The sequence below is a fragment of the Ruegeria sp. BB9 genome (genome assembly GCF_056539345.1).
Window position 1 is genome coordinate 1,409,834 of record NZ_JBQFUU010000001.1, and the last position, 21,059, is coordinate 1,430,892.

Below are 21,059 nucleotides of genomic sequence, written 5' to 3' on the forward strand. Positions count from 1 at the left end.
TCAAGCCCTCCGGAACTGCTGGACCCAGACGGCCAGGATAATAATGACCGCTTTGGCGATCAGTGCAACTTCGTCCTCTACCCCGTTGGCCAGCAATGTATATTTGACCAGCTGGATGATCACGGCTCCCAGTATGGCACCAAAGATCGGCGCCCGTCCGCCTTGTAAAAGAGCCCCGCCAACGACAGCGGCCGCGATGGCGTCAAGCTCCATCAGATTGCCGTTGCGCGCGGCGTCCGAGGCCGAGTTGATCGCAACCACGATCAGACCTGCCAAGCCCGCAAGCACCGCGCAGATGACATAGGCCCCGATCTTGACCCGCCGAACGGGACCACCCGCCAGATAGGCCGCGCGTTCATTGCCGCCGATCGCCAGCAGGTAGCGGCCCCAAGTGGTTCTGGTGATAACCCAGAACAGCACACAGGCAATGGCCAGCGCCAGCCAACCCTGGAACGGCAAGCCAAGCACCTTGCCGGTTCCAAGATAACTGAATGAAGGGTTTGAAAATGTCTGCAGGTTGCCATTCGTCAAAACCTGGGCAATACCGCGACCCGAGATAAATAGAATGAGCGTCGCAATAATGGGCTGCACGTTCAACACGGCAACCATCACGCCGTTGAATACCCCGCATAAACCCGCGACGAACAGTGGCAGGACAATGGCCAAAATGACGCCAAGCACCGGATTGGCGGCGCCCAGATCCGACAGAAAGATCAGCGGGGCCAACGCCCCCGCCAGAGCCATGACAGCGCCAACCGACAGATCAATTCCACCCGTGGCGATGACCAGCGTCATACCCATGGCCACGATGGCGATCGTGGCAACCTGGCTGATATTCACGAACAGGGTCTGCAGCTGCAGGAAATTGGGGGTGAAAAACGCGTTGAACACCAGCAGGGCGACCAACGCGGCGATGCCGCCATGAAAGCGGAAGGGCATCGATGCGACCCGTTGCGGCAACTTCATTGCGCGGTCCATGAACCAGTTCCTTCTTCATGATGCGCAAGCGCGCGCACCAGTATGTTCTCGGTAATCCCGGGGTTGGTCAGTTCCTTGACAGAGCGCCCTTCGTGCATGACCACGATGCGGTCGGCGCCTTCCACCAGTTCTTCGAATTCCGAACTGATGAGGACGACGCCAAATCCTTTCTCGACATAAGACCGAATGAACGATTGGATCTCTCGCTTGGCGCCGACATCTACGCCTCGGGTCGGTTCGTCCAGTATCAGGATGTCTGGCTGCGTCGCCAGCCAACGGGCGAGCAGTACCTTTTGCTGGTTGCCGCCGGACAACTCGCGAATGGGTTGGTCCATATGCGCCGCCTTGATGCCCAGATCGTCAATGAAGGCCTGAACGATCTCGCGCTCGCGGGCAAAGTCGATCTGACCACGGCTGGCCAGTTTCGGCAGCAGGGCCAGCGTCATATTCTCGCGCACGGACATGTCAGGAATGATCCCTTCAGCCTTGCGATCTTCGGTCAGAAAGCCAACCCCGTTTGCGATCGCGTCGCCCGGTCCGGACGGTTGCCCGACCGCACCGTGCAGCTCGATTACGCCGCCGCGTGCACTATCCACTCCGAACAACGCGCGCGCAGCCTCTGTCCGGCCAGAGCCCAGAAGCCCGCCCAGCCCAACGATCTCCCCGCGGTGGAGCGTGAGGTCGAAATGCGTCAGTCGCGGGCCTGTCGAAACAGAGTCGGCCCGCAAAACGATATCGCCTTTCTTGGCCTTGGCGCCGGCGAAGTCCGTGAGCCCGTCTGCCGCGATCTCGTCCTTGTTGCGGCCCAGCATGTCCGCGATCATTTCCAGTTTGGTCGTGTCCTGCACGTTGCGCGTGCTGACGGTACGCCCGTCTCGCATCGTTGTGACCCGGTCGCAGATCTGGAACAACTCATCGAGAAAATGCGACACATAGAGAACGGAAACGCCCTGTTTCTTTAACTCGCGCACCACACCGAACAGAACCTCGACCTCGCTGGCATCCAATGACGAGGTGGGTTCGTCCATGATGACCAGCTTTGCGTCCAATGAAACAGCCCGCGCAATCGCAACCAACTGCTGGATCGCGGTCGAGAAATTTCCCAGCGGCTCGGTCACGTCGATATCTATGCCAAAGCGCGCAAGAACCTCGCGTGCGCGCCTGTTGCCTTCGCGCCAGTCGACGAGAAAGCCAAGACGTTTGGGCTCGTACCCCATGATGATGTTCTCGGTCACTGACCGCAGCGGCACCAGGTTGAGCTCTTGATAGATCGTGGCAATTCCGGATTCCTGCGCTTCGCGCGGAGTGGAGATGCGGCTCGGCACACCCGCCAGATGGACGTCTCCGGCATCCCGGTCGTAAACTCCGGTCAGGACCTTGATCATCGTCGATTTGCCGGCACCGTTCTGACCGATCAGCGCATGAACCTCGCCCGGTGCGATCTCCAGGCTGGCCTGGCTGAGTGCCGGTACGCCGGCAAAGGACTTTTCAATTCCCGACATCGAGACGAGCGCATTCATGAGATGTCTTCCTCCGATTGCTTGCAGGCGGCGCCGACCACAGGCCAGCACCACCCACCAGGGAGAATCAATAGGCTTCGTCGATGTGATCGGCCGCGTTGTCCTTGGTAAAGATGCGATCTTCGACTTTCACCCATTCCGGGATCGTCTCGCCAGCCGCGTATTTCTTCATGACTTCACAGGCCAGTGGGCCGAAGAAGGGCGAGCTTTCGACCGTGACGCCCATCTTGCCGTCGATGATGGCCTGAAGCGCATCGCGTGTCCCGTCGATCGACACGATGGTCACGTCCTCGCCGGGCTTGCGGCCGGCCAGTTCCAGAGCCTGGATCGCGCCAATCGCCATCTCGTCATTGTGGGCGTAGACCACGTTCACGTCAGGATGCGCCTGCAGCAGGGTTTCCATCACCTGACGACCCAGGTCGCGTGCAAAGTCCCCGGTCTGAGAGGCCACGATCTCAAAGCGGTCATCCGCTGCGATCGCGTCGTCGAAGCCCTTTTTGCGGTCATTTGCAGGCGAGGACCCTGTCGTGCCTTCCAACTGGACGATGATGCCTTTGTCGCCCTCGAAATTCTCCATCAGCCATTGCGCGGCCCGGTTGCCCTGATCAATGAAGTCCGATCCCAGGAAGGCCACGAAATGTTCGCCCGGCTTGGCGACGGCTGGATCAACCGAGCGGTCCACCAGAAAGGTCGGAATGCCGGCGGCACGGGCCTTCATAACGGCCGGGATCAGCGGCTTTTCTTCCCGCGGTGGCAGGAACAGGACGTCGATGCCTTGGGCGATCATGCTGTCCACATCCGCAACCTGCTTGGCCGCAGATCCCGCCGCATCCGTCGCGATAAGATCCCAGCCGCAGGCCTCGGCCGTGTCATGGAACGATTTCGTCTCGGCAATACGCCAGGGATTGTTCGACTCCATCTGTGCAAAGCCGACCTTGTAGCGATCTTTCTGCTCAAGCGGCGGCAGATCCTGCGCCATCGCCGTGGTGCCCAACAGCGCACCTGCGACAACCGTCGAGATCAAAAGGGTTCTGCGTTTCATGGTTATTCCTCCTCCATTGGTGCGGTCGCCTCCGTTTTGACCGCGAGTTTTCAGGTCATGCCCAATTCATGTAAGTCGTCTGTTTCCTCAGATAGCCATCGAAGCCATAGGCGCCGTCTTCGCCCCCAACCCCGGACAGCCCCCAACCAGTGTGAAACCCCTGCACGGCCTCGCCATTCGAACGGTTCAAGTACAGTTCGCCGAACTTCAAACGGCTCGGGGCCTCCATCAATCTGCGGTGCGATGCCGTAAAGAGATAGGCGGACAGCCCGAATGACGTGTCATTCGCAAAGGCTATCGCCTGATCAAAATCATCGACTCGCATGGCTGTTGCTACGGGGCCAAAGACCTCCTCTTGCATCGCGGCATTGCCGTTGTCGTAGACCTCGAGAACGGTCGGGGACATCCAGTGCCCTTTGCCATGCGCGCCGTCCGTCAAAGGCCCACCTTCGAGATGCACCGTGGCACCCTCTGCGATGCTGCGTTGGATGATTTCGGCGACCTTGGTCACTTCGACCTTGCTGACTTTGGGCCCCAAGTCGCAGTCCTCCATCGGATCCCCGATCGACAAAGCGCGGGCTGCTGACACGAATTTTTCCAAGAATTGGTCTGCAATGCCGCGATGCAGATACATACGCTCGTTGCAGGTGCAGATCTGGCCGCAATTGGCAAACCGGGCGGCAATGGCGGCCGAAACGGCGGCGTCAACATCCGCATCCTCCATCACGATGAACGGAGCCTTGCCCCCAAGCTCGAGCCGGACAACCTTGATTCGGTCGGCCGCTGAGCGAAAAATCTCTTTCCCGGCGCGCGTACTGCCGGTCATCGTGATCAGCGACGTATCGGGGTGTTCGACCAGCCGCTGCCCAACCACCGGCCCTTTCCCCGTAAGAACATTCAGAACACCGGGCGGAAAGCCGACCTTGTCCGCAAGCTCGGCAACCGCAAGACCCGACAGCGGCGTGATTTCATGCCCCAACAAAACAATGGTGTTGCCCGCGACCAGCGCTGGCCCGATTTTCCTGGCGGCCAATGCCAAGGGATAGTTCCAGGCCGTCAGCGCAACGACAACACCATAGGGATGGCGTCGTATCTGGATTTCTTCGGACCTGTTGTCCGAGGCCACTATGTCACCCGAAATCCGCCGGGCCTCTTCAGCTGCATGGCAAAGAAAGGTGACGGCGGCATCCACTTCACCTCGGGCTTGCGAGATCGGCTTGCCCTGCTCGGCTGTGATCAAAGCAGCCAGACGCGCGGCGTCGACCCGAATGGCCTCGGCGAGCTTTCGGACCATTTGCGCCCGCTCGATCGCCGGGCGCGCAGACCACGCGCCAAAAGCCCGGCGGGCCGCCTCGACCGCTGCATCGGCATGCATGGCACCACCATCTGGAACCTGCGCTACGATCTCTTCATTTGCAGGGTTTTCGACATCGACCGCGTCCGCGTCAAAGTCGGCAAAGCGGCCATCGATGAACATCGAATGACGAACGACTTGACCCAACTCCCCCACTACAGACCGCAATTTCGCCTCCCGCACTTGCTCGGCCAGACCACACTGGCGACCGCACCGCCGATCAAAACACTAATAATATTATTTCGTCAACACTAATATTAATTATTACCTACTAATATTAGTTGCGCGCCCTCCGCATAGGCGATAAAAAGGATGCGAACAAAAAAGGTTGAGCGATGAACGATCAAGCGAACGAAGCCGGGCAGCACAAGGGTGTAGGACGAGTCGCGGGCCGGCAGCGCGTAACAATGCACGACATTGCGCGGGTCGCCGGGTGTTCGCAGACGACAGTCTCGCTGGTTCTCAACAAGAATGATTCCGTCAAGATCTCCGAGGATACCAAGCAACGGGTCCTGGATGCCGCCAACACGCTTGGATACGCCATGCCCTCTCAACTCAGGAAACCCCAGGACAGCGCGCGCCGGCCCGCGGCGCTGGACGGAACCATCGCTTTCGTCGTGGATGATCTGGCATCGAGCCCCGAAATGGTGAACGCGTTCAACGGCGTGAAACAGGCCGTTCGGGACACCGGAAATCTTGTGTTGCTGGCCGAGACTCAAAACGACCCCGAGGTCGAGCCCAGAACGCTGAGGTATTTCCTGGACCAACAGGTTGCAGGCATCATCTACGCGACCGTTTTCACGCGGCGGGTGGTCGTGCCGGAGATCCTCAGGCAGACGGCCACCCCGGTTCTGCTGTTGAACTGCTTCTGCGACGACCTCTCTTTTCCTGCGGTGATCCCCGGCGAAGTCGCTGCCGGACATACGGCGACCAACGCCCTGATCAAGGCCGGGCACAAACGAATTGCCACCATCACCGGCGAGCCGTTCATGGAATGCGCCGCAGGGCGTACGACCGGGTACAGAAACGCCCTGGCTTCCGCCGACATCCCATTTGACGAGGATTTGGTCATCGAGGGCAACTGGCTGCCCAGCGCAGGCTATGCTGCCACACGGGAATTGATGGACCTGCCCTCTCCGCCAACCGCCATTTTCTGCCAGAATGATCGCATGGCCATCGGCTGCTATGAGGCGCTCAAGGAACTTGGCCTGTCCATCCCCGAGGACATTTCAGTCATCGGATTTGACGATGACGAAACCGCGCGACACCTGTCGCCGCCCCTGACGTCGATGATCCTTCCCACCCGGGCGATGGGACGCTGGGTCGTCGAACAGCTGTTCCACGGACCGACGGACGGTCAGCGGCATCCACTCGTGAAGCTTGAATGTGAACTGGTCGAGCGTGACTCGATCAGCGAGCCTAAACGCCGGACCTGAAGGCGAAATCATGACGGAAACCTTCGATCACATCGTCATCGGCGGCGGCTCGGCCGGCGCCGCGGCAGCAGCGCGGCTGGTCAACAAAGGCAAGTGCAGGGTTCTGGTGCTGGAGGCGGGGCATTCGCATCGCCATCCGCTGCTGGACATGCCGCCGGGTATCTTCAAGATGATCAACGGGTCCAAGTTCATGACCTACCACCAGACCGAACCGCAGGACCACCTGGACGGTCGGGTGCATGACATTCCGCAGGCCAACGTGCTGGGCGGCGGGTCGTCCGTGAATGCGCAGGTCTATATGCGTGGCCGGCCTTCCGACTATGATTCGTGGGACGACCTGCTGCGACAGACCAACGACGGGGTCGGCTGGGGATGGGACGATGTGCTGCCTTATTTCCGCAGGATGGAAGGCAACAACAGGCTTCACAACGACCTGCATGGCAGCGACGGTCCGGTGCAGGTCTCGGATCCGGGGCATATCGACGACATGTCCCGTTGGTTCGTTCAGTCGGTGCAGGCCCTTGGCGAACCATTCAACACGGACTTCAACGGCGCAACGCAACGCGGTGTCGGGTTCTACCAGTTCACCAATCGCGCCGGTAAACGCAGTTCGTCAGCCTATGCGTTTCTCGCTCCACTTGAGGCGAACCCGAATTTGACCATCCGGCTTGGCGCAAAGGTCAGCAAAGTCATCATCGAAAGCGACCGGGCCGTCGGCGTGCAGTATCGCGACAAACGCGGGTCCCACACCGTCCGGTGTGATGGTGAGGTTGTGCTTGCGGCTGGCGCCCTGGTCACGCCGAAAATTCTAATGCTGTCGGGTATCGGACCGGATGCACATCTTGCCGAACACGATATTCCCGTCGTCTGCTCATTGCCCGGGGTTGGCCAGAACCTGATCGACCACCCCGAGGTTCCGATCACCGCCTTTGCCAACGGCCCTTACGGATATTTCAAACAAGGTGAGGGCTGGCGGATGCTGCGCAACGGCATTCAGTTCAAGCTGTTCGGCAGCGGCCCGGTGACTTCGGCCGGGGTAGAAGCCGGCGCGTTCGTCAATCCGTCGAACCCTGATGGAGAACCAACCATTCAGGCCTTTTGCGTTCCCATCGTCTATCTGGATCGCGATGCGCTGGACGAGGTGCAGGATGACTTTGGCCTGACCGTCACGACCGTCGTGGTCAAACCGAAATCACGCGGTGAGGTTCGGCTTCGCTCGGCAGACCCCGACGCCATGCCGGTGGTTTCGCCGAACCTTCTTAAGCATGAAGACGACATGCAGGAGATGATCCGGGGGCAGCGTTTCTTTCGCCGGGCATTCACTTCGGGCCCGCTTGCGCAAAGGATCCGCGAAATCGTGATTCCTACAGCGGACGACGACCAGACGCTGCGAGCACACTGCAAACGGTTCGTGAAAACCAACTATCACCCGGCGGGCACCGCCAAAATGGGCCAGGACGGCGACGGTATGGCCGTGCTGGACGCCAGAATGCGCGTGCGTGGGATCGAGAGCTTGCGGGTGTGCGACATGTCCGCCGTGCCGGATATCAACGCCGGCAACACAAACGCACCCGCCATGATGCTGGGCGAACGATGTGCTGACCTGATCCTTGGCATTGGATCAGCACGCGAGGACCGCAATTCCTAGCCCAAGCTGCGGGGCCGCTGTCGGTTGATCCGATTTCCGGCGCAATGATATGCCCCCTGCCCCGCCCGTCTCGCCAAAAAACAGATTAACCAGCCGCAAGGCTTCAAGAAAATCGCAGCCCGAAGCAAGGGCGCTCGCGGAAAGCGCCTTACAGAAAGTCGTCCCGCCTGGGCGTGAAACAATCGATCAACTCTCCGGCCGCCAGGCAAACACAACCATGGCTTACGCCGGACGGAATGATCAGGCTGTCACCGGGCCCCAGCTCTCGCTCCTGATCTCCGATGACGAAATTGAACCGCCCGGACCGCACAAATGTCGACTGCACATGCGGGTGGTCGTGCAGTGCGCCTTCGGCACCTTTCTCAAAGCGGAAGGACACCATCATGAGGTCTTCGTGATCTGCCAAAACCTGGCGCGAGACGCCCGGCGCGGGCGACACAATCGGATAGCTTTTTGTCATGATGCAGTGTCCTCGGTCAGGTGGCGGCGTTCATTTCACTCGAAATACTCGGCATGTTTCGCGTAAACCTCCTCGATGGTCTTGTCGATACGGCCCAGATGACGGCGAATGGTTTCGCTTGCCAGCGCCTCGTCGCGGTCTGCAAGCGCCTTGGCCAGCGCCACATGATCCCGAACCAGAGTCTCGGCCTCGCTCTCGCGCCCTAGGCTCAGAACACACAGGCGGTCGATCTTTCTTTTGCATTCCTGGATCGTGTCGAAGGCCAGCGGGTTGCCGCTCAGCTCGCAAATCAACCGGTGAAAGTCGTAGTCGAGTTGATGGAACTCTTCGGCGTCGCTCCTTGAAACCACGTCTTTCTGCCGCCTGAGATTGTCTTCCAGCAGCTTCGAGTATTCGGGCTTCCAGACCAGGCATGCAGCGCGCACCACCTCCAACTCGACGGCCAGGCGAACAAAGCGTGCATGACCGATCCGTTCCATCGAAAAGCTACGGACCCGGGTGGCTTTCTGAGGCCGGATCAGCAGCAAATCCTGCGCCTCGAGCCTGTTGAAAGCATCGCGGACGGGCTGTCTGGACACCTCAAATTTTTTTGCGATGTCGGCTTCGGACAGTTTCGTCCCCGGCAGGATTTCAAGCGAAACGATCGCCTCGTACAGGCTCTCATAAACGATGTCGGTGGTTGTGCGCCGCTCGATCTTGTCCGTAATACTTTGCATTTCCTGCCTTTTTCTGCGCGTGACCAACTCGGGTGATCTTCTGAGGCTCGAGGCCCCTCTCTCGATACTCCTCAATGTATCTCCAGCCAATTGATTTGGCACGGGCCGGGCGATGCCTTTTGCGATCCCCAAACAAAGTTGTTGACAATACTAGTATCCTAGTCGACTAAAATATGCAACACTGCTTCATGCCTGTTGGGACTCAAAGTTCGGAACGGGCGCGCCAACAGGCTGACCGGGGATCCAAAGGGACAAGAGAATGACCGAATTGAACGCTGAACAGATTGGCCTGAACCGGAACCTTGCAGGAAAGGTTGCGATCGTGACCGGCGGCGGACGGGACATTGGCCGTGCCTGCGTTCTGAAACTGGCCGAGGCCGGAGCGTCGGTCGCAATCAACTATCACAGCTCATCCACGGGTGCAGAGTCGGCGGTCCAGGAGATAACGGCTGCCGGCGGTCAGGCGATCGCCGTACAGGGCGACATGACCTCTGGCGCAGATGTGGACAGGCTGGTCTCAGAAACGATTGCCGCCTTCGGGCCCCGGATCGACATTCTTGTCCACGTGACCGGAGGGTTGGTGGCCCGAAAGACCCTGTCCGAGATGGACATGGACCATTGGCGTTACGTTATGGACCTGAACACCACTTCTTTTGCCCGTGCCGTTCAGTCGGTGTTGCCGCACATGAAAAAAGGTGGTGCGATCGTCGGGTTTGCCAGTCAGGCGGGTCGTGACGGGGGTGGTCCCGGCGCGGTTGCCTATGCGGCCTCGAAGGGGGCGGTCATGACGATGACGCGTGGGCTGGCCAAGGAACTGGGCCCCGACATCCGGGTCAATTCGGTTTGCCCGGGCATGATCGACACAGATTTCCACAATGTCTTCACCAAAACCGAAGTCCGAACCAACGTGGCCAGCGCCACACCGCTGAAACGCGAAGGAACGTCAGAGGATGTGGCAAACCTCGTCGCGTTTCTGGCCTCGGACGCCGCCGCCGCATTCATTTCGGGCGCGAACATCGACATCAACGGAGGCCTGCTCTTTTCATAGCCGGCTTCGACCGATCACCAAAAACATCTGTCTGCTTCTAGGGAGGAAAGCATGAACACCAAACTTACAAAAACACTGATTGGCGCCGCAGCCATGATCGTCATGACCGGCAGCGCATCTTTGGCCGAGGATTGGCGCGGGTGGAACATCCACGCGGACGGCTACCCGAATACTGTCGCGATGGACAAATTCGCCGAACTGGTCACCGAAAAGACCGGCGGTGAAATCAACCTGCAAATGTTCCACGGCGGCACATTGGGCAGCCAGCCCGATGCGGTCGAACAGGTCCGCGCTGGCGCTCTGGAGGTCGGAAATTTCAACCTGGGTCCGATCGGACCGATTGTGGCCGAGGCAAATGTCGTTTCATTGCCCTTCATCTTCAAGGACGTCCCTCACATGTTCCGCGTTCTGGACAGCGAGGGCGGTGCCGCGATCGCGGCCGGTATGGCAGCCAAGGGTTTGACCCCGCTTGCCTGGTATGACGCCGGCGCCCGATCCTTCTACAACGGGACCAAGCCGATCAATACCCCGGCCGATGTCCAGGGCATGAAAGTGCGGGTCATGAACAACGATCTGTTCACCGGCATGATTGCCGAACTTGGCGGCAACCCGTCGCCCATGGCTTTCGCCGAGGTCTATCAGGCCCTGAAGACCGGGGTCGTCGATGGCGCCGAGAACAACTGGCCGTCCTACGAGTCGACCGGCCATTTCGAGGTTGCCGGCTATTACTCGCTGTCCCAGCACCTGATCATCCCTGAATGCGTGTGCGTCAACACCGACAAATTCAACGCCTTGTCGCCTGAACTGCAGGCCGCAGTCAGAGAGGCGGCGCAAGAGTCCGCCGAGTTGCAGCGGCAATTGTGGGCTGAGCGTGAAGCGGCCAGCCGCGCGGCGGTCGAGGCTGCGGGTGTGGTAGTGAACGAAGTGGCCGACAAAGCGCCGTTCCAGGCCGCGATGGCCCCGGTCTACGAGGCCTATTTCGCAACCAACCCTGACCTCCGCCCGTTGGTTGAAACCATCCAGGCGACCGAGTGATCGGACCGTATCGGATCTGATACCGTCCGGCCCTGCCAATGCGGGGCCGGACATCTGATCAAGAGTTTCAGGCTAATGAGCAATACATCTACGCCCCCGTCCTCAGTGCGCACTATGGTCAGGATCCTCGACCGCATCGCCGATGCATGCCGGATCGTGACCGGTGTCGCGCTGGTCGTGGTCACCATCATATTCGGCTGGCTCGTCTTCGGCCGCTACGTCCTGAACGCAACGCCAACGTGGGTCGAGCAGGTCGCCCTGTTGCTGGTCATGACGATCGCGTTCATCGGCGCGGCGGTTGGTGTGCACGACAACACGCATTTGTCCGTGTCCCTCGTGCGCTCGGCCGTTCCGCGGCGAGTCAGGACGGCTCTGGTCGTTTGCACGGATGTGATCATGGCCGGATTCGGTGCTCTGATGCTGGTGTTCGGGGCGCGGCTTACGATGTTCAAATGGGGGTCGCTCATTCCCTTGATCCAGGTTCCCGAAGGCTTGCGGTCATTGCCCCTGACCATTGGCGGGGGCCTTATCCTTGTGTTTTCCGTTGGTCACCTGATCCGCCTCTGCGTCGGTTTTGACGAGCGAAAAGACAGCATCGAATAGAGGCGGATCATGGGAATTCTTCTTTTGCTTGGCGTCTTCGCCCTGTGTGTACTGATCGGAACACCCGTGGCCTTCGCCTTGGGCATTGCCGCCATCTCGGCCTTCTGGTTCGAAGGTTTGCCGCTGATGATCGGGTTCCAGCGGATCATCTCGGGCATCAACGTTTTCTCGTTGATGGCAATCCCGTTTTTCATCTTCGCCGGTGAACTGATGTTCCACGGCGGGATCGCCATGCGTCTGGTGCGGTTCGCGTCAGCCGCGGTCGGCGCCGTTCGTGGGGGCTTGGGCATCGTGAATGTGTTTTCGTCGATGTTGTTTGGTGGGATTTCCGGATCGGCCATTGCTGATATCTCTGCACTGGGTTCCATCCTGGTTCCCGTGATGAAAGAAAAAGGCTACGACGCGGACTATGCGGTCAATGTGACGGTCACGTCGTCGATCGCAGGGATCATCATCCCTCCCAGCCACAACATGATCATCTTCGCCATTGCAGCGGGGGGCGGCATTTCGATCTCGAAACTTTTCCTCGCGGGTGTAGTTCCCGGCGTGCTGATGTGCCTCTGCCTAGCCGTCGCCGCGTATCTTGTTGCGGTGCGCCGAGGGTATCAGGCCGAAACCTTTCCGGGCTGGAAGGCCCTGGTCATCAGCTTTCTCAGCGCGATCCCCGGGCTGCTGACTGCCGTGATCATCGTCGGAGGTGTCCTGTCAGGCATCTTCACGGTCACCGAATCCGGGGCGTTCGGCGCAATCTATGCCTTTGTCGTCACGCTCGTGGTCTACCGGAGTATCACTTGGGACAAGTTCTGCATCGCGGTTGCGTCGGCCGTACGCACGACGGCCATGGTCATGATCCTGATCGCCTGCGCGGGTGCCTTTGCCTATATGCTGACCTTCTACAGAGTGCCGGACAAAACGGTGGATCTGCTGACAGGCCTGACGGAAAACCCGATCCTTATCCTGCTGATGATCAATGCGGTCTTGTTGCTTCTGGGCATGATCATGGACATGGCTGCCCTGATCCTGATCTGCACGCCGATCTTCCTGCCGGTTGCTAACAGCCTTGGCATTGATCCCCTGCAGTTCGGAATGATCTTGCTGGTGAATCTGGGCTTGGGACTGTGCACCCCTCCGGTTGGCTCCTGCCTGTTTGTCGGCTGCGCCGTTGGCAAACTGCCGATGGAAAAGGCGGTTCGGACGATATGGCCCTTTTACCTGGCAATTCTGGTCGCTCTGATGCTGATCACCTTTGTGCCCGCAATCTCGCTGACCCTGCCAGGGTTGCTTGGATAGAAAGGGCGAGCACGCAAAAATTCGGGCGCAACCTGTGTAAGGTTGCGCCCATTTCCAACTCTGGCGGCAACGGCAGAAACACCTGCGGTCGGTGCCGGAAGCCGAGCGTCAAAGGTGCCGCCACATGGTGATTACCCGCACAAACGCCGTTGGATCCCTGCTTTAGGCATCCCTGACCACATTATGCTCGGGCATCGCGCCAGGAACGGTAACGTTTCGTCCATCGCTTCGCCCGCATCTGATTTCGCATCAGCGCGAGAAACGCCGAGTGCGGTACTTTCGGTGGCTTGCCATTTGCCAGTCGTTCAAGCTGGAAATACGCCAGCACCATCGAGGCGAACCCCGCCAGCCTTTTGTTTTTCCAAGACACTTCCGGGATATTGACCGACTCTGATTTGCCATTCCGCCAGTTTTCGACAAGATCAGGTTCAAACGCCATCGCGCGGGCCACCCCAAGAACCGAGACGCCAATCCCGCCCCGGTTGTTGGCCAATGCATCCTCGGCAACAGCCCGAGAGCGAATGCCGCCGGTCACCATGATCGGCATTTTCGCGTCAGCAGCGATCTCCCGCGCGAAGTCTACAAAATAGGCTTCGCGCCGGGCCGTGCTGGAGCCATCCTCCTGCCTGCCCTGCATGGCCGGACTCTCATAGGAACCGCCGGACAATTCGACCAGATCAATAGCCATATCGCCAAGTTGGTTGACCACCCATTTGGCATCATCCTGCCCAAATCCACCTTTCTGAAAATCAGCCGAGTTCAGCTTCACCGAAACGGTAAAACTCCTGGACACGCTGGCCCGGATCGCGCGAACGACCTCAAAAAGGAAGCGCGCCCTATTCTCCAAAGAGCCGCCCCAATGGTCGGTACGGCGATTGGTCAAGGGCGATAGAAACTGGCTGATAAGATAGCCGTGGGCGGCATGTATCTGAACGCCGTCAAATCCTGCTTCTTCGGCCAACGCGGCTGTTCGAGCAAAACGGGGAACCAGGTCTTGAATTTCGGCCTCGGTCAGGGCCCGCGGCGGGTTGAAGTTTTTGGACATGCCGGGGATCTCGACCGGCACGTCGGACGCTGACACCGTTTCTTCGCCCAGGCTCGCCAGGACCTGACGACCGGGATGATTGATCTGCATCCAGATTGCTCCGCCGCGCATCTGCCCTGCCTCGGCCCATTCCCGGAAAGGCGCAAGATCAGTTCCGTCTTCCAGAACCACGCTGGCGGGGCCGGACAGCGCATCAGCCGAGACCATTACATTTCCAGTAATCAACAAGCCCGCGCCGCCCGCGGCCCAGCGGCGATAAAGCCGGTGAATTTTCTCGTCTGGCACCTGCCCGAAAGCCGCCAGGCTTTCTTCCATTGCAGCTTTTGCCAGACGGTTTCTGAGAACCGCCCCATTTGGCAATGTGAGCGGTTCAAACAGCGGTGAAACAGTCATCTTGGGATCCTTTTCTTCTCGATCCCAGGTGATATAAACCTTCGACAATGGTTGAAGGTCAAGGGCATGAAGATCGGAAAATTGGCAGAAGCCACGGGCGTGTCAGCGTCAAGCATTCGGTTCTACGAAAAACACGGCCTGATCCCACCGCCCGAGCGTCTGGAGAACGGTTATCGCGACTATCCCGATGCAATGATTTCCCGCATCAAGACCATCGCAATGAGCAAGTCGCTTGGCTTTTCTCTGTCGGAAATCAAGCGCTTCCTACCGGAAGACCCGGAAATCACTATCCCGCGGCCCGAGGTGATCGCGAACCTAAAAAGCAAGTTGGCCGATGTGGATCAAAAGATCAAAGACCTGCACGGGATTCGCCGCGACTTGGACCAGATGATCGCCTATCTGAGTGACCCTGAGTCAAATGGCTGCTGAGGGTTTGGCAGCCTGAAACCTGCGCCCTGCGGGAGCACAAGATTTCGCTCCTCAGGCTTCGTATGCCGGAAGCTTTGACAGGGCGACCTTCAGCGCATCGCCCCACCCTTCGGATATGGTCCGAAAGTACTGATCGTCAGGCTCGAACCTTGAACGCGTGCCGGCCGTAAGGCTGTCTTCCTCATAAAGCAGCAGATCAAGCGGTGCACCGACGGACAAATTGGCCTTGATCGTTGAATCGAAACTGACCAGCAACAGCTTTACCGTTTCGGAAAAGCTCATGTCCGGATCAAACGCACGTACCAGTATGGGGCGGCCGTACTTCGTCTCACCGATCTGAAAGAACGGGGTATCCTCACCGGCCTCGATGAAATTGCCCTCGGGATAGATCAGAAACAGGCGCGACGGGCCGCCTTTGATCTGCCCCCCCAGGATCAGGGTCGCGTGAAAGGCGCTGTCTGCCTGTTGGCCCGCTCGGGAATGCCCCTCGATGACGTCGTTCAGCGTCGCCGCAACCAATTGGGCGACCTGAAACATCGTCGGCGCTTCAAGGATCGACGGCGACCGGTCTTCCGGTGCTTTTGTACGTTCTTCCAGCAGGCTTATGGTGGCTTGGGTGGTCGCCAAGTTGCCAGCCGTCAACAAGGTGATTGAACGGTCGCCTTCGACGGTCCAATTGAACATCTTGTTGAAGGTGGACACGTTGTCGACACCTGCATTCGTGCGCGTGTCCGACATGAAAACCAGTCCGCGGTTCAGCCGCATGCCCACAGCATAGGTCATCAGGTTCTCCGTTACTGCTGTGCGACCTGCAATTGAACCGTCAACTGCTCGCCCGCTGCCCCAATTCTGTTTCCTATTACCGGGGCCGCCTGGGCATAGTCCAGACCGGTTGCGACACGCACGTATCGATCATCGGGTGAAATCCGGTTGGACACGTCAAATCCAACCCAGCCAAGCCCGTCCAGATGAACTTCGGCCCACGCGTGGGTGGCATCCTGCAATTCGGTTTCGTTCATCATCAGATAACCCGAGACATAGCGGGCCGGCACGCCGATCTTCCGCGCGCAGGTGATGAAAACATGCGCGTGGTCCTGGCAGACGCCGCGCCCGGCCTTGAGGGCGTCTTCTGCGCTCCAGTCCGGGTGCGAGCCTCCCACTTCGTAGGAGACCTGAGCCCGAACTCTTTCGGACAGCGCATGCATCCGCTCAAGCGGCTCACCATCCGGCAACTCGGCGATTACGTCTGCAACACCCTTGCCCGGCGTTGTCAAAGGCGTGCTCCGCTGAAAAAGCCACAACGGCGTCGAGCCCTCGTGACGTCCCAACACACCATGCGTGTCTTCAACCTCGACAACACCTTCAGAGATCAATGAGATGCTTTGGGTATTCGCTTCGAAACTGATCAGCTCCACCGTGTTGCGGTGGTAGTCCTCAAAGCTCAGTTCCTTGCGCCCCCCGGTCACTTCGGTGCTCCAAGAGAGGATATTCTGATTGCGGAAAGATTTGGGCGTCTTTCTCAGCTGCTGCAGGCCAAAGGGAACCGGCGCGTCGAAATCGTATCGTGTCTCATGGCGAATATGCAGTTTCATTGGTCACTCATAGAACCGGTAGTCAACTTCAATCTGGCGGCTCAAGTTCCCAAGATCCTTCAAAAAGTCCTGAATGTACTCGTGCAGCCCAAGGTCAAAGATATCAGAAATCTGCCGGTCGAGGTATTTTTCGGACAGCGCATCGGCTGCCGTAACCGACGGCCCCGCAAAGCCATAGTCTTTGCTGAGATACGAAAGGTTCTCTTGGATTTTCCTGCAGCAGAAATGCAGGCTGCGAGGCATCCGCTGATCGAGGATCAGAAACTGAGCGATTTCCGACGGCCGGGTATTCTGGCCGTGGGTCATGCGATAGCCACCACCTGCACCCACGGACCGCAGAATGCTTTCCCATTGGATGTTGTCCAGTGACGAGCCGACCGAAAAGGCCGTCGGCAGAAGAACATAGTACTTCACGTCCAGGATGCGCCCGGTATTGTCGGCCCGCTCGACAAAGGTGCCGATCCGGGTGAAATCAAAAATATCGTTGCGCAGCATGGTCCCTAGCGTTGCGCCACGAACCAGAGCCGCCTGTTGACGAATAAGCTCCAGCGTCCCCGGCAGGTCTCTCTCGTTCACGCGGCGCTTCATGGCTTGATCAATCTGCATCCACGTGGCGTTCACCGCGCTCCACACATCATGGGTCAATGCGGTTCGAACAAGACGCGCGTTGTCTCGCGCCTGCTTGATGACAGACTTGATCGAGGATGGGTTGTCGGCATCTCGCAACATCCAATCCACGGCATTGTCTTTTGAAATCTCATCATATTTGGCGCTGTAACCACCGAAAACGCCGGCGGTTTTCAGAACCGAGCCCCATTCCGCATCGGAGTTCTTGGTCCGGGTCAGCGCCATCCTCTGGCCTGTTTCAAGCAATCTGGCCGTGTTTTCCGCCCTCTCAAGATACCGGGACATCCAGAATAACCCGCCAGCAGTTTTTCCCAGCATGGTCAGTCCTCCAGAACCCAGGTGTCTTTGGTCCCGCCGCCTTGGCTTGAATTCACGACCAGGGACCCTTTTTTCAGCGCAACGCGCGTCAGGCCGCCGGGGGTGATCTCGATCCCATCCGGGGACACCAGAACAAACGGCCGCAGATCGACATGCCTGGGGGCAAGTCCCGAACGGGCGAAGATCGGTACTGTCGAGAGAGACAATGTGGGCTGAGCGATATAGTTCGACGGCCGCGACTTGAGCTTGTCACGGAAGGCCGCAATCTCTTTCTTGCTGGCGGTCGGACCGATCAGCATCCCATAGCCGCCCGAGCCGTGCACCTCTTTGACGACAAGGTCGGACAGGTTGTCCAATACGTAGGACAGCGACTCGGGGTCGCTGCAGCGCCACGTCGGAACGTTTTTGAGCAGGGGTTTCTCGCCCGTGTAGAACTCAACGATTTCAGGCATGTAGGAATAGATCGCCTTGTCATCGGCAATGCCCGTGCCCGGCGCGTTGGCGATCGTGATGCCCCCGGCCCGATAGACGTCCAGAATGCCAGGAACGCCCAGCGCGCTGTCCGGGTTGAAATTCAGCGGGTCCAGGAAATCGTCGTCAACCCGGCGGTAAAGAACGTCGATTGGTTTGTAACCACGCGTGGTGCGCATGCAGACGCGCCCATCGACAACCCGCAGGTCGTGGCCCTCGACCAGTTCCACGGCCATCTGATCGGCCAGAAACGCATGTTCAAAATAGGCTGAATTGTAGATCCCCGGAGTCAATACCGCGACGGTCGGCTCGCCGTCCGCGCAGGCCGGCGCACTGGCCGCAAGCGAGCGTCTCAGATTGCGGGGGTAATCGGATACATTGCGCACATTCGTGGCGCTGAAAAGCTCGGGGAACATCTTCAGCATCGTTTCCCGGTTTTCGAGCATGTAGCTGACCCCGGACGGCGTGCGGGCGTTGTCTTCCAACACGAAGAACTCATCCGGCCCGGTACGCACCAGATCAACGCCAACCACATGGGTGTAGACCTGCCCCGGCGGTGAGACACCCAGCATCTGCGGCAGGAAGGCTTCGTTGCTGGCAATCATCTCTGCCGGCACGCGACCGGCACGCACGATTTCCTGACGGTGATAGATGTCGTGAAGAAACGCATTGATCGCCCGAACCCGTTGTTCGATACCGCGCTCCAGACGTTGCCATTCGCGCCCTGAAATCACGCGCGGAACGATATCAAATGGGATCAAGCGTTCTTCGGCCTCGGTCTTGCCGTAGACGTTGAAAGTGATCCCCGTCAGCCTGAATACTTCCTCGGCTTCGCGCTGTTTGGCCCTCAGCCGTGAGACATCTTCCGCATTGAACCAACGTCCAATCTCTTCGTAAGGACCTCTGAGAGATCCGTCGCCGTTGAACATCTCATCAAAATACTCGCTCATACGAGAAGTGTGACGATCAATTCAAACTTTGCAAGTTGTACGGGCTTTTCCAGTTGGCGGCCTACCAAGAAATGCACAGTTTTCGAGCGAACAGCAGCCCGGCCGTCGATGACGAAACTTGTTTTGGGTGCAGCAAAAATCATCGCCGCCACTCTACCGGCTTCTGGCTTCAATGACGTGCAGCCACCAAAGCAATCCTCGAAAGCAATCAGGGGCTACGGCTCCGCCTGAGAACCGACTAGGTGCCCACCGCATCCAGCAGCGCGCCCCGGACTGCGTCTACCATTCTGGCACGGGGTGACATTGCCACACTCGCAAGACCGACGATGCGTCGGGGTCCGAACTGCTCCAGAGGAATTTTTCTGAGCCGCAAATGGTCATAAGACGCCAGACGATTGTCAGGTATGATCGAGACTCCGAGTTCAGCGGCGACCATGCTTGATATTGCATCGAGGCCTTCAAGCTCCATGGCGTCTTTGACTTCTATGCCCATCCTTTGCAACCAGGTCTCGATCTGCCTCCCCACAACCGCGTCGCGAGTGAACCGAATAAACGGCAACGCGCCGAGCAGTTCTTCGGGAGAAAGGTCCGGAGTATTTTCCGAGACGAGCAGGACCAGTTTCTCGGTCACGATTTCCGAGAACTCCAGCGACTTCGGCAGGATATCCGGGCGTGAGATGATTGCTGCGTGAACCTGCTTGCGGTCCAGCTGCAACAGCAGTTGATTGGTCAAGCCCGGAACAAGTCTGACACGCACGTCAGGATGTTCTGACTTCAGCCTTGATAACGCAGCAGGCACCAAACCCGTCAAAGTCGTTGGAACTGCACCCAAGATTATCTCGCCGGCAAGTTCCTTGTCTGATCTCACCTTGTCGGTCAGGCCGTCATAGGCGGCGACGACCGCCGCCGCTTCTTCAACAAGCATGAGCCCCGCACTGGTCAGTTTGGGTGTCTTCGCCGACCGGTCAAACAAGTCGAGCCCCCACATGACTTCAAGGTTCCGCATCTGATGGCTTACCGCCGACGGCGTCAGATGCTCGGCCTCCGATGCGGCTCGAAAGCTTCCATGCCGATGTATTGCGATCAGAGTTCGCAACGCTCGAATGCTCATCTCAAAGACCTCGCCACCTTTGTCCGGGTCCACAATAGGTGAGAGATTTTCACCGATGGATCAAATCATTTTCGTTTTTGTTCACATTTTTTGATCTGTACCCTGCGCGAAACATGCTCAATGAAACAGCGCCCCGAGGTCCCCATGGTTGCCCCAAAGTCCAACACCTACACGTCCATCGTTGCCAAGCCTTTCGCCCCGAACCTCGGGGCCGAGATCTATGGGGTCGATTTGAGCCAGCCTGTGCCCGACGAACAGTTCGCCGAAATCCGCGATGCCTTTCACACCTATCAGGTTCTGTTCTTCAAAGAGCAGAAAGAGATACCGCCTGCGCAGCACATCGAGTTTGGGAAACGCTTCGGGCCGCTCCACGCACACCCCGCAGCCCCAACGATGGAAGGGTATCCGGAGATATTCGAGATCCATGCCACCAAAAATTCAAAGGTAGCCAACGGTGAGTTCTGGCACTCGGACGTGTCATGTGATGAGACGCCGCCATTGGGAACAATGCTTCAGATCCACATTGCCCCTCCTTGCGGCGGGGACACCATGTTCAGCGATATGTATGCGGCTTACGATGATCTGTCCGAACCGATCAAAAGCATGCTCGGCGGCCTGTCCGCCCTCCACAGCTCCGAGCACATATACAAGGGCCGGTACAGCGACCGGGGCCAAAAGGACGCCGATATTGATTGCCCCGAAGCAATTCATCCGATCGTCAGAACTCACCCCGAGACAGGACGAAAATCGCTGTTCGTCAACCGAACGTTCACAACGAAGATTATCGGCTTGTCGGACAAGGAAAGTGAGGCGATCCTCAACATGCTTTTCGAGCATGCCGAACAGATCAACTATCAAATCAGGTTCCGGTGGTCGCTCAACGATATGGCGTTTTGGGACAATCGTTGCTGTATGCATCGTGCCATCTGGGACTATTGGCCCGCGGAACGAAAGGGGCGGCGTGTAACCGTGAAAGGCGACCGACCCGTCTAG

Annotated in this window: 20 protein-coding genes; 8 read left to right on the forward strand and 12 right to left on the reverse strand. The window is 58.6% G+C overall.

Going from position 1 to position 21,059, the window contains the following annotated elements; genetic code table 11:
* The 4 genes from ACR0FC_RS07055 to ACR0FC_RS07070 form a co-directional block, all read right to left on the reverse strand.
* Positions 1-978, reverse strand: a complete 978-nt coding sequence (locus ACR0FC_RS07055) for an ABC transporter permease (protein WP_170339251.1) — start codon at positions 976-978, stop codon at positions 1-3.
* Entirely contained in the window at positions 963-2,498 is a 1,536-nt protein-coding gene (locus ACR0FC_RS07060; RefSeq protein WP_254437761.1) for a sugar ABC transporter ATP-binding protein, read from the reverse strand. Before ACR0FC_RS07060 ends, ACR0FC_RS07055 begins: the two co-directional genes overlap by 16 nt.
* A gap of 67 nt (positions 2,499-2,565) precedes the next feature.
* Positions 2,566-3,540, reverse strand: coding sequence for an ABC transporter substrate-binding protein (locus ACR0FC_RS07065; RefSeq protein WP_093961695.1), 975 nt, complete (start codon positions 3,538-3,540; stop codon positions 2,566-2,568).
* A gap of 55 nt (positions 3,541-3,595) precedes the next feature.
* Positions 3,596-5,062 carry an aldehyde dehydrogenase family protein gene (locus ACR0FC_RS07070; RefSeq protein WP_217358571.1) on the reverse strand — a complete coding sequence of 489 codons (1,467 nt, stop codon included), beginning with the start codon at positions 5,060-5,062 and terminating at the stop codon, positions 3,596-3,598.
* Between the two features lie 167 nt (positions 5,063-5,229).
* On the opposite strand from ACR0FC_RS07070, the gene ACR0FC_RS07075 reads away from it, so the two are divergent.
* Together ACR0FC_RS07075 and ACR0FC_RS07080 are read left to right on the forward strand one after the other, a co-directional pair.
* Entirely contained in the window at positions 5,230-6,330 is a 1,101-nt protein-coding gene (locus ACR0FC_RS07075) for a LacI family DNA-binding transcriptional regulator (protein WP_254437762.1), read from the forward strand.
* A gap of 10 nt (positions 6,331-6,340) precedes the next feature.
* The gene (locus tag ACR0FC_RS07080; protein WP_170339252.1) at positions 6,341-7,978 is read left to right on the forward strand and encodes a GMC family oxidoreductase; all 1,638 of its coding nucleotides are present in this window, start codon (positions 6,341-6,343) and stop codon (positions 7,976-7,978) included.
* A gap of 148 nt (positions 7,979-8,126) precedes the next feature.
* Here the strand turns inward: ACR0FC_RS07080 and ACR0FC_RS07085 are convergent, their stop codons facing one another.
* Entirely contained in the window at positions 8,127-8,438 is a 312-nt protein-coding gene (locus ACR0FC_RS07085) for a cupin domain-containing protein (protein WP_170339254.1), read from the reverse strand.
* A 35-nt stretch (positions 8,439-8,473) separates the two neighbouring features.
* Positions 8,474-9,154 (reverse strand): GntR family transcriptional regulator, encoded by a 681-nt coding sequence (locus ACR0FC_RS07090; protein ID WP_170339257.1) that lies wholly within the window; start codon positions 9,152-9,154, stop codon positions 8,474-8,476.
* 259 nt (positions 9,155-9,413) lie between these two features.
* On the opposite strand from ACR0FC_RS07090, the gene ACR0FC_RS07095 reads away from it, so the two are divergent.
* The 4 genes from ACR0FC_RS07095 to ACR0FC_RS07110 all read left to right on the forward strand — a co-directional run bounded on the left by ACR0FC_RS07095 (position 9,414) and on the right by ACR0FC_RS07110 (position 13,130).
* Positions 9,414-10,202, forward strand: coding sequence for an SDR family NAD(P)-dependent oxidoreductase (locus ACR0FC_RS07095; RefSeq protein ID WP_170339258.1), 789 nt, complete (start codon positions 9,414-9,416; stop codon positions 10,200-10,202).
* 51 nt (positions 10,203-10,253) lie between these two features.
* Complete coding sequence (locus tag ACR0FC_RS07100) at positions 10,254-11,237, forward strand: TRAP transporter substrate-binding protein (protein WP_170339260.1); 984 nt, start codon at positions 10,254-10,256, stop codon at positions 11,235-11,237.
* A 75-nt stretch (positions 11,238-11,312) separates the two neighbouring features.
* Positions 11,313-11,840, forward strand: coding sequence for a TRAP transporter small permease (locus ACR0FC_RS07105; protein WP_170339262.1), 528 nt, complete (start codon positions 11,313-11,315; stop codon positions 11,838-11,840).
* Positions 11,841-11,849: 9 nt separating this feature from the next.
* The gene (locus ACR0FC_RS07110) at positions 11,850-13,130 is read left to right on the forward strand and encodes a TRAP transporter large permease (RefSeq protein WP_170339264.1); all 1,281 of its coding nucleotides are present in this window, start codon (positions 11,850-11,852) and stop codon (positions 13,128-13,130) included.
* A 181-nt stretch (positions 13,131-13,311) separates the two neighbouring features.
* Here the strand turns inward: ACR0FC_RS07110 and ACR0FC_RS07115 are convergent, their stop codons facing one another.
* Complete coding sequence (locus ACR0FC_RS07115; protein ID WP_170339265.1) at positions 13,312-14,568, reverse strand: NADH:flavin oxidoreductase/NADH oxidase family protein; 1,257 nt, start codon at positions 14,566-14,568, stop codon at positions 13,312-13,314.
* A gap of 66 nt (positions 14,569-14,634) precedes the next feature.
* Between ACR0FC_RS07115 and ACR0FC_RS07120 the strand changes: the two genes are divergently transcribed.
* On the forward strand, positions 14,635-14,997 hold the full coding sequence (locus ACR0FC_RS07120) for a MerR family transcriptional regulator (protein ID WP_170339267.1): 363 nt from the start codon (positions 14,635-14,637) through the stop codon (positions 14,995-14,997).
* A gap of 51 nt (positions 14,998-15,048) precedes the next feature.
* Here ACR0FC_RS07120 and ACR0FC_RS07125 read toward each other — a convergent pair whose 3' ends face one another.
* The 5 genes from ACR0FC_RS07125 to ACR0FC_RS07145 form a co-directional block, all read right to left on the reverse strand.
* Positions 15,049-15,780: a proteasome-type protease gene (locus tag ACR0FC_RS07125; protein WP_170339269.1), complete on the reverse strand. Its 732-nt coding sequence runs from the start codon at positions 15,778-15,780 to the stop codon at positions 15,049-15,051.
* A gap of 11 nt (positions 15,781-15,791) precedes the next feature.
* Positions 15,792-16,589, reverse strand: coding sequence for a transglutaminase family protein (locus ACR0FC_RS07130; RefSeq protein ID WP_170339271.1), 798 nt, complete (start codon positions 16,587-16,589; stop codon positions 15,792-15,794).
* 3 nt (positions 16,590-16,592) lie between these two features.
* Positions 16,593-17,534, reverse strand: a complete 942-nt coding sequence (locus ACR0FC_RS07135; protein ID WP_170339272.1) for an alpha-E domain-containing protein — start codon at positions 17,532-17,534, stop codon at positions 16,593-16,595.
* Between the two features lie 2 nt (positions 17,535-17,536).
* Positions 17,537-18,955, reverse strand: a complete 1,419-nt coding sequence (locus tag ACR0FC_RS07140) for a circularly permuted type 2 ATP-grasp protein (RefSeq protein WP_170339274.1) — start codon at positions 18,953-18,955, stop codon at positions 17,537-17,539.
* A 238-nt stretch (positions 18,956-19,193) separates the two neighbouring features.
* Positions 19,194-20,066: a LysR family transcriptional regulator gene (locus tag ACR0FC_RS07145; protein WP_170339276.1), complete on the reverse strand. Its 873-nt coding sequence runs from the start codon at positions 20,064-20,066 to the stop codon at positions 19,194-19,196.
* Positions 20,067-20,186: 120 nt separating this feature from the next.
* On the opposite strand from ACR0FC_RS07145, the gene ACR0FC_RS07150 reads away from it, so the two are divergent.
* Positions 20,187-21,059 carry a TauD/TfdA dioxygenase family protein gene (locus tag ACR0FC_RS07150; RefSeq protein ID WP_217358572.1) on the forward strand — a complete coding sequence of 291 codons (873 nt, stop codon included), beginning with the start codon at positions 20,187-20,189 and terminating at the stop codon, positions 21,057-21,059.

Coding starts and splice junctions, on each gene's coding strand:
- ACR0FC_RS07085 (WP_170339254.1), bottom strand. CDS start 8,438: ATGACAAAAAGCTATCCGATTGTGTCGCCCGCGCCGGGCGTCTCGCGC.
- ACR0FC_RS07055 (WP_170339251.1), bottom strand. CDS start 978: ATGGACCGCGCAATGAAGTTGCCGCAACGGGTCGCATCGATGCCCTTC.
- ACR0FC_RS07090 (WP_170339257.1), bottom strand. CDS start 9,154: ATGCAAAGTATTACGGACAAGATCGAGCGGCGCACAACCACCGACATC.
- ACR0FC_RS07150 (WP_217358572.1), top strand. CDS start 20,187: ATGAAACAGCGCCCCGAGGTCCCCATGGTTGCCCCAAAGTCCAACACC.
- ACR0FC_RS07135 (WP_170339272.1), bottom strand. CDS start 17,534: ATGCTGGGAAAAACTGCTGGCGGGTTATTCTGGATGTCCCGGTATCTT.
- ACR0FC_RS07105 (WP_170339262.1), top strand. CDS start 11,313: ATGAGCAATACATCTACGCCCCCGTCCTCAGTGCGCACTATGGTCAGG.
- ACR0FC_RS07130 (WP_170339271.1), bottom strand. CDS start 16,589: ATGAAACTGCATATTCGCCATGAGACACGATACGATTTCGACGCGCCG.
- ACR0FC_RS07140 (WP_170339274.1), bottom strand. CDS start 18,955: ATGAGCGAGTATTTTGATGAGATGTTCAACGGCGACGGATCTCTCAGA.
- ACR0FC_RS07100 (WP_170339260.1), top strand. CDS start 10,254: ATGAACACCAAACTTACAAAAACACTGATTGGCGCCGCAGCCATGATC.
- ACR0FC_RS07110 (WP_170339264.1), top strand. CDS start 11,850: ATGGGAATTCTTCTTTTGCTTGGCGTCTTCGCCCTGTGTGTACTGATC.
- ACR0FC_RS07060 (WP_254437761.1), bottom strand. CDS start 2,498: ATGAATGCGCTCGTCTCGATGTCGGGAATTGAAAAGTCCTTTGCCGGC.
- ACR0FC_RS07065 (WP_093961695.1), bottom strand. CDS start 3,540: ATGAAACGCAGAACCCTTTTGATCTCGACGGTTGTCGCAGGTGCGCTG.
- ACR0FC_RS07145 (WP_170339276.1), bottom strand. CDS start 20,066: ATGAGCATTCGAGCGTTGCGAACTCTGATCGCAATACATCGGCATGGA.
- ACR0FC_RS07115 (WP_170339265.1), bottom strand. CDS start 14,568: ATGACTGTTTCACCGCTGTTTGAACCGCTCACATTGCCAAATGGGGCG.
- ACR0FC_RS07075 (WP_254437762.1), top strand. CDS start 5,230: ATGAACGATCAAGCGAACGAAGCCGGGCAGCACAAGGGTGTAGGACGA.
- ACR0FC_RS07120 (WP_170339267.1), top strand. CDS start 14,635: ATGAAGATCGGAAAATTGGCAGAAGCCACGGGCGTGTCAGCGTCAAGC.
- ACR0FC_RS07125 (WP_170339269.1), bottom strand. CDS start 15,780: ATGACCTATGCTGTGGGCATGCGGCTGAACCGCGGACTGGTTTTCATG.
- ACR0FC_RS07080 (WP_170339252.1), top strand. CDS start 6,341: ATGACGGAAACCTTCGATCACATCGTCATCGGCGGCGGCTCGGCCGGC.
- ACR0FC_RS07095 (WP_170339258.1), top strand. CDS start 9,414: ATGACCGAATTGAACGCTGAACAGATTGGCCTGAACCGGAACCTTGCA.